Origin of the sequence: Streptomyces barringtoniae (genome assembly GCF_020819595.1) — a bacterium.
GTDB lineage: Bacteria > Actinomycetota > Actinomycetes > Streptomycetales > Streptomycetaceae > Streptomyces > Streptomyces barringtoniae.
Genome location: NZ_JAJHNP010000025.1, coordinates 12,083 through 25,757 on the forward strand (window position 1 = coordinate 12,083; position 13,675 = coordinate 25,757).

Annotated in this window: 13 protein-coding genes; 9 read left to right on the forward strand and 4 right to left on the reverse strand. The window is 71.3% G+C overall.

All coding sequences use genetic code 11. The features are described 5' to 3' along the window. The first annotated feature begins 90 nt into the window (after positions 1-90). From LMU33_RS34350 to LMU33_RS34365, 4 genes are read left to right on the forward strand one after another with little or no spacing between them, the layout of a single operon-like run. The gene (locus LMU33_RS34350; RefSeq protein ID WP_228624818.1) at positions 91-879 is read left to right on the forward strand and encodes a redox-sensing transcriptional repressor Rex; all 789 of its coding nucleotides are present in this window, start codon (positions 91-93) and stop codon (positions 877-879) included. Continuing rightward, on the forward strand, positions 876-2,552 hold the full coding sequence (locus tag LMU33_RS34355) for a glutamyl-tRNA reductase (protein ID WP_228624820.1): 1,677 nt from the start codon (positions 876-878) through the stop codon (positions 2,550-2,552). Before LMU33_RS34350 ends, LMU33_RS34355 begins: the two co-directional genes overlap by 4 nt. Further along, positions 2,549-3,508, forward strand: coding sequence for a hydroxymethylbilane synthase (hemC, locus tag LMU33_RS34360; protein WP_228624822.1), 960 nt, complete (start codon positions 2,549-2,551; stop codon positions 3,506-3,508). Before LMU33_RS34355 ends, hemC begins: the two co-directional genes overlap by 4 nt. Beyond that, positions 3,505-5,217 carry a bifunctional uroporphyrinogen-III C-methyltransferase/uroporphyrinogen-III synthase gene (locus LMU33_RS34365; protein WP_228624823.1) on the forward strand — a complete coding sequence of 571 codons (1,713 nt, stop codon included), beginning with the start codon at positions 3,505-3,507 and terminating at the stop codon, positions 5,215-5,217. The genes hemC and LMU33_RS34365 overlap by 4 nt, the downstream gene beginning before the upstream one ends. 36 nt (positions 5,218-5,253) lie before the next feature. On the opposite strand, the gene LMU33_RS34370 is transcribed toward LMU33_RS34365, so the two are convergent. Next, complete coding sequence (locus LMU33_RS34370; protein WP_228624825.1) at positions 5,254-5,430, reverse strand: DUF397 domain-containing protein; 177 nt, start codon at positions 5,428-5,430, stop codon at positions 5,254-5,256. Beyond that, entirely contained in the window at positions 5,427-6,257 is an 831-nt protein-coding gene (locus tag LMU33_RS34375; protein ID WP_228624827.1) for a helix-turn-helix domain-containing protein, read from the reverse strand. The genes LMU33_RS34370 and LMU33_RS34375 overlap by 4 nt, the downstream gene beginning before the upstream one ends. 127 nt (positions 6,258-6,384) lie before the next feature. Here LMU33_RS34375 and LMU33_RS34380 point away from each other — a divergent pair, with 127 nt between their 5' ends. The 3 genes from LMU33_RS34380 (at position 6,385) to LMU33_RS34390 (ending at position 8,923) form a co-directional block, all read left to right on the forward strand. Next, a complete protein-coding gene (locus tag LMU33_RS34380) occupies positions 6,385-6,843 on the forward strand; it encodes an ATP-binding protein (RefSeq protein ID WP_372478107.1) in 459 nt (152 codons plus the stop codon). Positions 6,844-7,112: 269 nt separating this feature from the next. Continuing rightward, positions 7,113-8,069, forward strand: coding sequence for a helix-turn-helix domain-containing protein (locus LMU33_RS34385; RefSeq protein ID WP_228624829.1), 957 nt, complete (start codon positions 7,113-7,115; stop codon positions 8,067-8,069). A gap of 185 nt (positions 8,070-8,254) precedes the next feature. Beyond that, entirely contained in the window at positions 8,255-8,923 is a 669-nt protein-coding gene (locus LMU33_RS34390; protein WP_228624831.1) for a hypothetical protein, read from the forward strand. 19 nt (positions 8,924-8,942) lie between these two features. Here the strand turns inward: LMU33_RS34390 and LMU33_RS34395 are convergent, their stop codons facing one another. Next, the gene (locus LMU33_RS34395) at positions 8,943-9,935 is read right to left on the reverse strand and encodes a phospholipase D-like domain-containing protein (protein WP_228624833.1); all 993 of its coding nucleotides are present in this window, start codon (positions 9,933-9,935) and stop codon (positions 8,943-8,945) included. A gap of 265 nt (positions 9,936-10,200) precedes the next feature. Between LMU33_RS34395 and hemB the strand changes: the two genes are divergently transcribed. After that, on the forward strand, positions 10,201-11,193 hold the full coding sequence (gene hemB, locus LMU33_RS34400; RefSeq protein ID WP_228624835.1) for a porphobilinogen synthase: 993 nt from the start codon (positions 10,201-10,203) through the stop codon (positions 11,191-11,193). Between the two features lie 180 nt (positions 11,194-11,373). Beyond that, on the forward strand, positions 11,374-12,654 hold the full coding sequence (locus tag LMU33_RS34405; protein WP_228624837.1) for an aminotransferase-like domain-containing protein: 1,281 nt from the start codon (positions 11,374-11,376) through the stop codon (positions 12,652-12,654). Between the two features lie 13 nt (positions 12,655-12,667). Here the strand turns inward: LMU33_RS34405 and LMU33_RS34410 are convergent, their stop codons facing one another. After that, positions 12,668-13,591: a DUF4253 domain-containing protein gene (locus LMU33_RS34410; protein ID WP_228624839.1), complete on the reverse strand. Its 924-nt coding sequence runs from the start codon at positions 13,589-13,591 to the stop codon at positions 12,668-12,670. Positions 13,592-13,675 lie beyond the last annotated feature (84 nt).

Sequence of the window (13,675 nt, forward strand, 5' to 3'; positions counted from 1 at the left end):
GCACGCGTTCACAAAGACATAGCCTGCTGTCAACGGGGCGGTCCGGAGACGTACGACCGCCTACAGCCCCGCTCTACCCGCAGGAGCACCGTGGCAACTGGCCGAACACACCGACCGGCGACCCGTAGCCGAGGGATTCCCGAGGCCACCGTCGCCAGGCTTCCGCTGTACCTCCGAGCCCTCACCGCGCTGTCGGAGCGCTCGGTACCCACGGTCTCCTCCGAGGAGCTCGCGGCCGCGGCGGGGGTCAACTCCGCCAAGCTGCGCAAGGACTTCTCCTACCTGGGCTCCTACGGAACGCGCGGTGTCGGCTACGACGTGGAGTATCTCGTCTACCAGATCTCCCGTGAACTCGGCCTGACCCAGGACTGGCCGGTTGTCATCGTCGGTATCGGTAACCTCGGCGCCGCCCTGGCCAATTACGGCGGGTTCGCCTCGCGTGGTTTCCGGGTCGCCGCGCTGATCGACGCCGACCCCGCCATGGCCGGGAAGCCCGTCGCCGGTATCCCGGTGCAGCACACCGACGACCTCGAGAAGATCATCAAGGACAACGGGGTGTCCATCGGCGTCATCGCCACCCCCGCCGGTGCCGCCCAGCAGGTCTGCGACCGGCTCGTGGCCGCCGGGGTGACCTCCATCCTGAACTTCGCGCCGACCGTGCTGACCGTCCCGGACGGCGTCGACGTGCGCAAGGTCGACCTCTCGATCGAACTCCAGATCCTCGCCTTCCACGAGCAGCGCAAGGCCGGTGAGGAGGCTCCCATGGAGACCGCGGTGGGCGAGGGCGCGCTGCCCGCGTCCGCTCCCCGTGGCGCAGCCGCCGACGATTCCGCAGACCAGGGGCCCGACGGGGACGTACCCGCCGTGATGCCGGCATGAGTCTCCTCGTCGTCGGGCTGAGCCACCGCAGCGCGCCGGTCAGTGTGCTGGAGCGGGCCGCGCTGAGCGTGGACGCCCAGACGAAGCTGCTGCAGGACACGGTCGCCGCCGAGCCGGCCACCGAGGCCGCGGTGCTCGCCACCTGCAACCGCATCGAGCTGTACGCCGACGTCGACAAGTTCCACGCCGGTGTGGCCGAGCTGTCCACGCTGCTCGCCCAGCACAGCGGCGTCGGCCTGGAGGAGCTCACTCCCTACCTCTACGTGCACTACGAGGACCGGGCCGTCCACCACCTGTTCTCGGTGGCCTGCGGCCTGGACTCGATGGTCGTCGGCGAGGGGCAGATCCTCGGCCAGATCAAGGACTCCCTGGCCAGGGCGCAGGAGCTGCACACCGCCGGCAAGCTGACGAACGACCTGTTCCAGCAGGGTCTGCGGGTCGGCAAGCGCGCCCACTCCGAGACCGGCATCGACCGCGCCGGCCAGTCCCTGGTCACCTTCGGCCTGGAGCAGCTGGCCGTCGGCGGAGCCGTCGAGGACTGGGCCCGGGGCAAGAAGGCGCTGGTCATCGGCGCCGGGTCGATGTCCTCGCTGGCCGCCGCCACGCTCGCGCGGGCCGGGGTCGCCGAGGTCGTCGTCGCCAACCGCACCTTCGAGCGCGCCGAGCGGCTCGCGCAGATCCTCACCGAGGCCGACGACAACGCGGTGACCGCCCGCGCGGTACGGATGGACGCCGTGCCGGGCGAGCTGACACGTGCCGACGTCGTCGTCTCCTGCACCGGGGCCACGGGCCTGGTGCTCACGGCGCAGGCGGTCGCGCAGGCGGTCGAGGGCCGCACAGGCCGGCCGGCCGTCGCCGACACCGGTGTCACGGCCGAGAAGACGGCCCCGCTGCCCAGCACCGTCGGCAACGACGAGAACTGCCCGCTGGACCTGGCCGCCGTACAGCCCGGCTTCTCCCTCATGGGCGAGGCCGCCGTCGCCGGCATGGACGCGGCCACCCTGGAGCAGCACGCGGCCTGGGCCGCAGGCAAGACGATCGACCGCTCGGGCCGCCGCAGCCCCGAGGCGGACGCCGAGCTGATCACCGCGCTCGCCGCGACCGCCGCGAGCGTGGGCCGCATCCCCGAGCGGCGCAGGCCGGAGCCGCCGGCCGAGCGTCCGGCGCCCTTCCTCTTCCTGCTCGACCTGGCCATGCCCCGGGACATCGACGCGGCCGTGCACCGGCTGGCCGGGGTGCGGCTCGTCGACATCGAGTCGCTGGCGGAGGCTTCCGCCGACGCGCCGATGGCCGCCGATGTGGACCAGGTCCGGCGTATCGTCTCCGACGAGGTCACGGCCTTCGGGGCGGCACAGCGGGCGGCGCACATCACGCCGACCGTGGTCGCGCTGCGCACCATGGCCGCCGACGTCGTCGCCGGTGAGATCGCGCGGCTCGACGGCCGCCTGCCCGACCTGGACGAACGCCAGCGCGGGGAGATCCGGCAGGCCGTGCACCGGGTCGTCGACAAGCTGCTGCACGCGCCGACCGTACGGGTCAAGCAGCTCGCGGCCGAGCCCGGCGGCGCCGGGTACGCGGACGCGCTGCGCACCCTGTTCGACCTCGACCCCGAGACGGTCGCCTCCGTCTCCCGGGCCGGGGACAGCACAGACAAGAAGGACCGACCGGCATGACTGAGAAGGCACTGAGGCTGGGGACCAGGCGCAGCAAGCTCGCCATGGCCCAGTCCGGGCAGGTGGCGGAGGCCGTCCGCCGGGTGACCGGGCGGCCCGTCGAGCTGGTCGAGATCACCACGTACGGCGATGTCTCCCGCGAGGCACTCGCGCAGATCGGCGGCACCGGCGTGTTCGTCACGGCGCTGCGCGACGCGCTGCTGAAGGGCGAGGTCGACTTCGCGGTTCATTCGCTCAAGGACCTGCCGACCGCGCAGCCCGAGGACCTGGTCCTGGCCGCCGTACCGGTGCGCGAGGACCCGCGCGACGTGATCGTCGCCCGGGACGCGCTGAAGTTCACGGACCTGCCGCGCGGGGCACGCATCGGCACCGGCGCGCCGCGCCGCATGGCGCAGCTGAACGCGTACGCCCGCGCCCACGGCCTGGACATACAGACGGTCGCGATACGCGGCAACGTCGACACCCGGATCCGGTACGTCCAGGACGGCGAACTCGACGCCGTCGTACTGGCCGCCGCCGGACTGAACCGGATAGGCCGGATCGACGAGGTGACCGACTTCCTGTCGGTCGACACGGTTTTGCCCGCCCCCGGCCAGGGGGCCCTGGCGATCGAGTGTGCCGCGGACAACGCGGACCTGATCGCGGCACTCGGCGAGCTCGACGACCCGTTCACGCGGGCCGCCGTGACCGCCGAACGGTCACTGCTCGCCGCCCTGGAGGCCGGTTGCAGCGCCCCTGTGGGCGCGCTGGCCGACCTCCTGGCCGACGGGCAGATTGTCAAGGAAATGCGCCTGCGCGGCGTCGTCGGCACTCCCGACGGCACCCGCACGGTGCAGCTGTCCACCACCGGTCCCGTGCCCCAGACGCACGACCAGGCGACAGCACTCGGTCGCGAACTCGCCACCGAGATGCTCGCCCAGGGCGCGGCCGGTCTGATGGGGGAGCGAGCACATTGAGCCCCACCGCCCTTCCTGCCGCCGGTCCGGAACACGGGCACGTCACCTTCCTGGGTGCCGGACCCGGAGATCCGGGACTGCTGACTCTGCGCGCCGTGGAGGCGCTGTCGAACGCGGACGTCCTGATCGCCGAGCACGAGGTGCTCGACGTGATCCGGACGCACGCCCGACAGGGCGTCTCCGTCGTGCAGACGGACGCCGATCCCTCTTCGGTCTCGCCGCCGGGCACGGGCACGCCCCAGCTGACGGTCGTTGACGGCACGTCAACACCCGCCGCTGCCCCGGCTGCTGCCCGGGATGCCGTTCATCTTGTCATGGAGGCTGTGCGGGGCGGCAGGCGGGTCGTCCGTGCGGTGTCCGGGGACCCGGGACTTGATACGTACGCGGCCGAGGAAATGCTCGCCTGCGCCTCCGCCGGGGTGCCCTTCGAGGTGGTCCCGGGCGTCGCGGCGGCGGTCGGCGTGCCCGCGTACGCCGGTGTGCCGCTGCGGGACGCCGAGGGCGCGGACGTCCGCTTCGTGGACGCCCGTACGGCGTCGGACCGTTGCTGGACGGAGGTCGGCGCCTCGGACGGCACGGTCGTCGTCTCCACGACCCTGGACTCGGTCGCCGCGGCGGCGGGCGAGCTGGTCTCGGCGGGGCGTAAGCCGGACACCCCCCTGTCCGTCACGATCGCCGGTACGACGACCCGTCAGCGCACCTGGACGGCGACGCTCGGCACGATCGCGCAGACCCTGAAGCAGGCGAAGGTGCTGCCGTCCCCGGACGGCGGCCGGCCGGTGATAGCCGTGGTCGGCGAGCGTTCCGCCGCCGCCCGGCGCGACCAGCTGTCGTGGTTCGAGTCCAAGCCGCTGTTCGGCTGGAAGGTGCTCGTGCCGCGTACGAAGGAGCAGGCGGCGTCGCTCTCCGACCAGCTGCGGTCCTACGGCGCGGTGCCGCACGAGGTCCCGACGATCGCGGTGGAACCGCCGCGCACGCCCCAGCAGATGGAGCGGGCGGTCAAGGGCCTGGTCACCGGCCGCTACGAGTGGATCGCCTTCACGTCGGTCAACGCGGTGAAGGCGGTACGCGAGAAGTTCGAGGAGTACGGCCTCGACGCGCGTGCCTTCGCGGGCATCAAGGTGGCCGCGGTGGGCGAGCAGACGGCCAAGGCGCTGGTCGCCTTCGGCGTGAAGCCGGACCTGGTGCCGAGTGGTGAGCAGTCGGCGGCGGGCCTCCTGGAGGACTGGCCGCCGTACGACCCGGTGTTCGACCCGATCGACCGTGTCTTCCTGCCCCGCGCGGACATCGCCACGGAGACGCTGGTCGCCGGTCTGATCGAGCTGGGCTGGGAGGTGGACGACGTCACGGCCTACCGGACCGTGCGTGCGTCGCCGCCGCCGGCGGAGACGCGGGAGGCGATCAAGGGCGGCGGCTTCGACGCCGTTCTCTTCACGTCGTCCTCGACGGTCCGGAACCTGGTCGGTATCGCGGGTAAGCCGCACAACGTGACGGTGATCGCCTGTATCGGCCCGGCGACGGCGAAGACGGCCGAGGAGCATGGCCTGCGGGTGGATGTCATGGCCCCGGAGCCGTCCGTCCACAAGCTGGCCGAGGCGCTGGCCGACTTCGGCCTGAAGCGGCGGGCTGCTGCCGTGGAGAACGGGGATCCGGTGACGCGGCCGAGCGAGCGGCGGCCGGGTGCGCGTAGGCGTCGGTCGACGACCTGAGGTGTGGCGGGTGCCCTGTCCAGGGCACCCGCACGCTCAGTGGTCAGCGGCGTACGGCAGGAAGGTCGCCCACGCGGTGGGGGTGAGGGCGAGGCGGGGGCCGGTGGGGTTCTTGGAGTCGCGGACGAGGATCTGGTCGGGGACGGTGGCCACCTCGACACAGTCGGGGCCGTCAGGCGTGCTGTAGCTGCTCTTTATCCACTCCAGCTTCATGTCTCTCCAAGCACTTTCTCGATGAAGGCCAGTGACTCCCGAGGAGTGAGAGCCTGTGCGCGGATGATCCCATAGCGGATGTCCAGCACCTGAACCTCTTTCGGGTCGGTGATCACGCGGCTGACAAGTTGCACCTCGTTGTGTCCGACAGTGCTGCCGTCCCGCAGCCGCAACAGCCTGAACGAACCCGCCAGACCGGCGTTGTCCTCCCGGTCCAAGGGCAGGACCTGCAAGTCGACGTTTCTGAACCGACCGGCGTCCAGCAGGTGTTCGAGCTGCCTTCGCATGACCATCCTGCCACCGACAGGGCGCCGCAGCGTCGACTCACATTGGACGAAGCTGAACACTCGCAGCGGCGCTTCGGCGAGGATGTCCTGGCGCGCCAGGCGGGCGGCCACCTGCTGTTGCAATTCCTCCTCCGTGAACGGTGGCCTTCGGGTGGCCATCGACGCGCGCACGTACTCCTCCGTCTGCAACAGCCCGTGGATCACGGAGTTGTTGTAGGCGCACAGCTCGACCGCCTCTGCCTCCAGCTTTTTAAGGTCCCGTACCTTCTTCGGATACCGGACCTCTGCCAAGTCCGTCTTCATGGCGGTGATCTTCCCGGCCGCGTCCAACGCCTCGTCCGCCGCGGCCAGGTACTCCGGCCGGGGAATCCGCCGTCCCCGCTCCACCGAGGAAACCAGTTCCTCCCCGTACCCGATGGCCGCCCCGAACTCGGCCTGAGTGAGGCCGGCCGCCTCCCGCCACAGCTTCAGCTGTCGTGAGACCGTCCGGATCACCGCCCCGGCCTCGTCGTCCTCCAGCCCCGGATCCCAGTCGCTCACGTAAGCCGTCCTCCCGTCACCACTCACCCCGTACGGCCCGGACGGAACCGGACACCGCACGGACAGCCCCCGTCCGCACGGGCCGCCCTTCTTCACAGGCTAAGCACGCTTGGACACTCTGAGTGACGTGAACGAGCAAATCTCCACCCCCCACATCCCGGCGCGCCAGTTCTTTGTGCCTCTCTCCGCGACCCGGCGCGGCGCCCGCCTCGGCCGGCTGCTGGCCACCGAGCAACTGCGCTCCTGGGGTCTGCCGTTGGACCCCGCGCGGCTGATCGTCGCCGAACTGACGGCGAACGCGGCGCTGCACGGCCGGGTTACCGGCCGGAGCTTCCGGCTCGCTCTCGCGGTGACGGCCGAGGGCGTTCTGCGCATCGAGGTCACCGACACACGGGGTGACGCACTGCCCGTTCCACGGACCGCCGCCACCGTACCGGCCGAGTGCGGCTACGGCCTGCTGCTGGTCGAGGAGTTGGCGGACCGCTGGGGTGTGCGGCACGGGCCGGTGCCGTGCAAGACGGTGTGGGCGGAACTCGACTCGGCCGGTGCGTCGGCGCACTTCGCACCGGAGCCGGGAAGTGCGTGATCCGGTGGTGCCGCGGCCGGGGCTTCGGGCCGTAAAAGACCAAAGAACCCTGGGAAAAAACCAACCAACCAAACCAAACCCCGCGTAGGTCACTCGCGCGGGTGAAACGGGTCGGTCCGGCTGGCGCGGCGGCGGCTCGGGCGTGCAGTCTCACCCCGAGGCAATTGCCTCTGTCACAACTCCACATGCCCACACATGCATCGGCCCCCGCCGGGACGGCAATCCCAGTGCGAGGGCCTGACCAACGAGGAAGACGAGAGCCCTTCCCCATGGCTGAGAAGAAGCGTAACGCTGCCCTGCGCCCGATTCCGGGTGTTCGGCGATCCACCACCCACTCCGGTGTCACCCACGTACGCACGTACCAGTCCGGTCAGTACGTGGTCGTAGGCAACCACCTCGCCCAGCACCGCGAGCTGTCGCTGACGGCCATCGGACTCGCGACCCACATCCTGTCGGTGCCCGAGGGCACCCCCGTCGACATCCGCAGTCTCGCGGACCGCTTCCCCGAGGGACGGGACCGGATCGCGTCCGCGCTGCGCGAGCTGGAGGCGCACGGCTATCTGGCGCGGGTCCGCGAGCACACGGAGTCGGGCCGCCTGGTGACGCGGACGTACGTCCACCACACCCCCGCCACAGGTTCCGCCGCGCCCCTTCGTGTGGCCGGGCGCCCCGCGAAGACCCGTACCCGCGACCGTCGGCCCATGGCAGGTACGAACGTACTGGCAGCGCCCGAGGAGGACGACCGGGCCTCCGTCGTCTCAGAGGCGTCCGCACCGCCGAACCCGCAGAGCCCCGAGCCCGTCTGTGGCGGTCGGCATCACGACAAGGCCGTAACCCTCCTCGCAGGTTTACGCCGCACCGACAACCGGCTCCTCCTCTCCCGCCGCGACGTGGACCAGCTCGTGCCGGCTGTCGCCGCCTGGTTCGACAGCGGGGCGACGGCGGCCGTGGTCCACCACGCGCTGACCGCTGGCCTCCCCGCCGAGGTGAAGAACCCGGCGAAGCTGATCGCCTACCGCCTCGATGAGCTGCTGCCCGTACCGCTCCCCGCCCGCCCCGCGGTCTCGCCGCCCATCGAGAGGATGGTCGGGGCCACCGGTCGGGCCGCCCCCCTCCAGAACTGCGACGGCTGCGAGCGGGCCTTCCGTGCCCCACACCCCGGCGGCCGCTGCCGCGACTGCCGTACTGACCGGACGGTGCCGAGCGGAGGCGTATGCGTCGCATGAGCCTGCCGCACCGGCCTGTGGGCCTTGCGCAAGCCGCCTCTCACAGGGGAGCCGTTCCCCTTCTTCGTCATCGCGTGTCTGCGATGCTGACCGGCATGGGTGGGGGAGAAGGACGACGTGCGGCCCGCTGGTTGCGACGGCGGGCTGCGGCGGTGGCGTTGACATGCTTCGGGTTTGCGGCCGCTGTGTTGCATGTCCTGGCACCTGGGCTGAAGATCGACGGTGTCACGGCCGCGCTGCTCGCGGTGGCGGCGATGCCGTGGCTCGGGGATCTGGTCCGCAGTATCGACGTGCCGGGCTTGGGCAGGATCGAGTTCCAGGACATGCAGCGCCAGCTGGAGGCGGCCCAGCGGACGGCGAACGCGGCTCTCGTCGGTGATGGACCGGGCGGCGGCGCCGTGGACGGCACAGCCGCGTCGGACGCGGTCCGGGAACTGGCGGCCGAGTACGTGAAGGTGCGCGACGAGCTGCGCAGCGGTCCGGCGCGGACCCACCGGATGGATCAGATCTTCGCCCGCCTGGTACGGGCGACCCAGCGAGTGCGCGACTTCGACGCGGAGGCGATGCTGCGCTCGCAGGACGCCGGGCTGCGGCTCGCGGCCTACGCGCGCCTGTACGCGCTGCCCGAGCCGGAGCGACTGGGCACGCTGGTCGAGGTGGTGACCGCTGAACCGATCGCCTTCAACCAGTACTGGGGGCTGCGGGCGGTCGGCAGAGGGGTGGAGGAGACGGGAGCGGAGCACGTTCCGCTCGGCGTGGTCCGCCGTTTGGAGGAGTTCCGCTCCCGTATGCCGCGCGACAGCGACCGGGGCCGGCTCGCCGACCGTGTGCTCACGGAGTTCGGCGGAGGATGAGCCGTCGGCCGCTGTTCGGTCAGGCCGCCGTACCGCCCGCGTAGTCGCTGTTGAACGTCGTCTCGATGGTCTGCGCCACCGGCTGGGCCACGCCCGTGCCGGTGAGGATGATGCCCAGCTCCCGGTTGTTGCTGAGGGAGTTGCTGCTGATGTTCATGGAGCCGGCCTCGACCTCCTGGGTGGTCAGGCCGTAGTCGGCGACCATGGCCTTGGCGTGGATGTAGAAGCCGTTGGGGTCGGAGTAGCCGACGACCGTGCCGCCGGCGGCCTTGACGGCGGAGACCTCGCTGGAGTAGCTGGAGGGGTTCTCCAGGACCACGCGGACCTTCACGCCGGCCTTGGCGCGGGCCACGATCGCGTTGACCACCGTGCTGTCGCTGAACTCCAGCTCCTCCACGTCGAGGCTCTTGGTCGCGGAGTTGATGAAGGACACCAGGCGGTTGCGGGAGTCGGTGGGGGACCACAGCAGGTGGTCGCCGTCGGTGGGGGTGATCGAGGTCGCCGTGTAGTCGGCGTTGAAGACCTTCTCGATGGAGGCGACGTCGCGCGTGTCGTCGGTGAAGACGCCGTAGTCGCGGCTGGTCGTGTAGTACTGCGCCGTCAGATTGCCGGTCATCACCAGGGACTTGACGCCGTCGACGGTGATCGTCTTCTGGTGGGTGTAGACGAACGCCGAGGACGACCAGACCACGCCTATGCCCGCGTTGGTCAGGGACGTGTACGCCGAGTTGTTGGCGGTCTTGTGCTGGCGGTCGAGTATGACGCGGACCGTGACGCCCTTGTTCTTCAGGGCGATGAGGTCGTTGACGGCCGTGGTGTCCTCCAGCTCGTACATGGTCATGTCGAGCGTGCTGGTGGCCGAGTCGATGAAGTCGTAGATCGTGGGCTGGCTGCCGCTCTGGGAGAAGGCGAACGCCGAGTAGCTCGCGGCGTTCGCGGGGACGGCCGTGGCGACGACGGCGGTACCGGCGGTCAGGGCGATGGCCGCGCGGGTGAGGACCTTCCGCAGCATGCGTGACTCCTAGGCTCACGGGCGAGGAGGGGTGGCGCGGGCATGACACCACGCGCGTAGAACGCTGGGGAGGGGGTGCGGAGTGAACTCGGCGTTACCACCGGGGACTAGCGGCGGGCATTCCGGACACCGCGCAGGTGGGAGCGGTTCGAAGAATGGTCGGGCTTCCGCAAAATCTTCGTCCGGGGCAGGCCGGCCGCACCGGGCGGGGGCAGCCGACAGGGCGTCGGCAAATGTGGGGACCGGGCGGGCGTAGCGTAGAGGGATGACGAAGTACGGATCGTTTCCCGGTACCCGTCCCCGGCGACTGCGGACCTCGCCCGTCATGCGGCGCATGGTCGCCGAGACGCGACTGCACCCCGCCGACTTCATCCTCCCCGCCTTTGTCCGCGAGGGCGTGAGCGAGCCCGTGCCGATCGCCACGATGCCCGGTGTCGTCCAGCACACCCGCGACAGCCTGAAGAAGGCCGCGCTGGAGGCCGTGCAGGCCGGGGTCTCCGGAATCATGCTGTTCGGCGTGCCGGAGGAGGCCAAGAAGGACGCGCAGGGCACGGCCGGCACCGACCCGGACGGGATCCTGCAGGTCGCCATCCGGGACGTGCGCGCCGAGGTCGGCGACGACCTGCTCGTCATGTCCGACCTGTGCCTGGACGAGACCACCGACCACGGGCACTGCGGGGTCCTGGACGCCGAGGGCCGGGTAGACAACGACGCGACCCTGGAGCGGTACGCCGAGATGGCCCAGGTGCAGGCCGACGCCGGCGCCCATGTCGTCGGGCCCAGCGGGATGATGGACGGCCAGATCGGCGTCATCCGCGACGCGCTCGACCAGATCGGGCGCGAGGACGTGGCGATCCTCGCCTACACCGCCAAGTACTCCTCCGCCTTCTACGGCCCCTTCCGCGAGGCCGTCGCCTCCTCGCTCCAGGGCGACCGCAAGACCTACCAGCAGGACCCCGCCAACTGGCGCGAGTCCCTGCGGGAGCTGTCCCTCGATCTGGAGGAGGGCGCGGACATGGTCATGGTCAAGCCGGCCGGGCCGTACCTCGACATCCTCGCCCGGGTGGCGGACGCCGTGGACGTGCCGGTCGCCGCCTACCAGATCTCCGGCGAGTACGCGATGATCGAGGCCGCCGCCGAGAAGGGCTGGGTCGACCGCGACCGGGCCATCTTCGAGACCCTGACCGGCATCAAGCGCGCCGGGGCCCGCAACATCCTCACCTACTGGGCGACCGAGGCGGCACAGAAGCTGCGCTGACCTGGCCGACACGGCTCGCTGCGGCGCCCACCGGTGTGGGCGCCGTGCGAAGCGGAGTCCGGCACCGGCGTCGTCGGCACTGCCCGCCGCGAACGGGCCGTCCGGATCGCGGAATTACCGGTGTAGGCGGCATGCACTTCTCTAGCCTGACGGCTCCCAGAGCCGAAGGAGAGCCGTGCCATGACCGCCGCCGAGCCCGCCCCGAGATCCGCCACGACCGTCGCCGAGCGGGACCCGATTCCCGCCCCGGCTGTCCCCGAGCCGGACGTGACGCCTGCCCCGGCTCCCGCTCCCGTCCCGCCGCTCGCCGCGCGTGGTCGCAGTGTGGGGGGTTCGCCCGTGCGGGACATCCTCGCGGTCACCGCTCGACCCGAGGTCATCAACTTCGCGGGCGGTCTCCCGGCGCCCGAGCTCTTCGACCGGGAGGGCATCGCGGCGGCGTTCCAGGAGGTGCTGGCGACGGCCCCGGAGCGGGCGCTGCAGTACTCCACGACCGAGGGCGAGCCGGCGCTCCGGGCGGGCCTGGCCGCGCGCATCAGCACCCGTGGTCCGGTCACCGCGCCCGACGAGCTACTGATCACCACCGGCTCCCAGCAGGCCCTGTCCCTCCTGGCGACGGCCCTGCTCGAACCCGGCGACACGGTCCTGGTGGAAAGCCCCTGCTATCTGGCGGCACTTCAGGTCTTCGGCCTCGCGGGAGCGCGCATGGTGGCCGTGCCGGGCGACGCGGACGGCGTGGACCCGGCCGCGCTGGAGGAGGCGATCCGCCGCGAGCGTCCCAAGCTGCTCTACCTCGTCCCCACCTTCCAGAACCCCACCGGCCGTACCATGCCCGCTCCGCGCCGCGCGGAGATCGCCGCCGTGGCCGCCCGCCGGGGCCTGTGGATCGTCGAGGACGACCCGTACGGCGAACTCCGCTACGACGGCGGGCACGTCCCCTGGATCGCCGCGCTCCCGGGGGCCGAGGACCGCACCGTCCTGCTCGGCTCCTTCTCCAAAGTGATGGCCCCCGGCCTGCGCCTCGGCTGGCTGCGTGCGCCCGCCGACCTGCGCCGGGCCTGCGTCGTGGCCAAGCAGGCGGCCGACCTGCACACCCCGACGCTCAACCAGCTCGCCGCAGCACGGTACTTGGACGTCCTGGACGCCCATGTGGCCCGGGTGCGGGCCGTGTACGGCGAACGCCGGGACGCCATGCTGGCCGGGTTGCCCGACGCGCTCCCGGCCGGGTCGGTGTGGACCCGGCCCGAGGGCGGGATGTTCCTCTGGGCGCGCCTGCCGGAGTCGTACGACACCCTCGCCCTGTTGCCCCGCGCCGTCGAGCAGAACGTGGCCTACGTCCCCGGCGCGCCCTTCTACGCCGGCACTCCCGACCCCTCCACCCTCCGCCTGTGCTTCGTCACCCAGACCCCGCAGGAGATCGCGGAGGGGCTGCGCAGGCTGGGGCGGGGGCTCGGGGGCTGACGGCGGCCGGGGATCAGTCCCACCAGAAGGACCAGGTGGGGTTACCGACCAGATGCTTGGCGTAGTCCCGCAGACTGGTCGGGCCGCTCTGGGTGAGGTTGTCCGGGCAGAAGGCGAAGTGTTCGGCGGCCAGCACCTCCGCGTCCGCGAGCGTGCTGGGCGGGGCGGCGACGGACACGACCAGGATGTCGAAGCCGAGCCCCACCACCCGTATGCCGAAGCGGTCCTCCCACGTGCGGAGGACCGCGCACAGCCGGGCCACGTCGTTGTCGTGGTTCAGCGGGCCGGTCCAGCCGATGGCCGCCGGTATGTCGGCGGACCGGCGGGCCGGCACCAGGGCGAGCCGCGCCTCCTTGAACCACCCGGAGGCGGCTTCCGTCAGCGAGTCGGCCACCTGGGCCGCGCGGGTGTCGGGATCGGCGGTCGGGGTGGAGGCGGGCGCGAGCCCCGGCCAGGCGGACCCGAACGGCGCGAGCAACTCGGCCAGCTCGTCCTCCCCCTCGCCTTCTTCCTCGGCCGCTCCCTCCTTTTCCTCCCCTTCTCCCTCTTCCTGCTCTACCTCCTCTACCTCCTCTACCTCCTCTACCTCCTCTTCCTCGTCTTCCGTCCAGTACTCCCAGTAGTCGACGAGGACGTCCTCGGCGTCGTGATCACCTGGGTAAGACGCCAACCGGGGCATCAGATCCCACTCCGTGGGACCGCCCTGCCTCCCGCCGACGTCCATGAGCACCGGCAGCAGGCCGACCCGGGCGCCCGGCGCGCCCAGTGCCTTCCACGTGCCCGGCGCGGCCGGCTTCTCCGCCTGCCACAGCAGGGGTTCGTGCCAGGGGCCGTCGTCGGTTTCGTCGATGAGCCTGCCGGGAGGCAGCTGCAGCCCCAGGGAACGGCCGCTGGGATCGGTGGCCAGCTTGGGCAGCGGATTGGGAAGAGTCGCCATACCCGTGACTGTAAGGGCCGCCACTGACAACGACGTTGGCCTGCCGTCCCGAGGAACCCACGTCCGCCGCAGCCGCTCTTACCG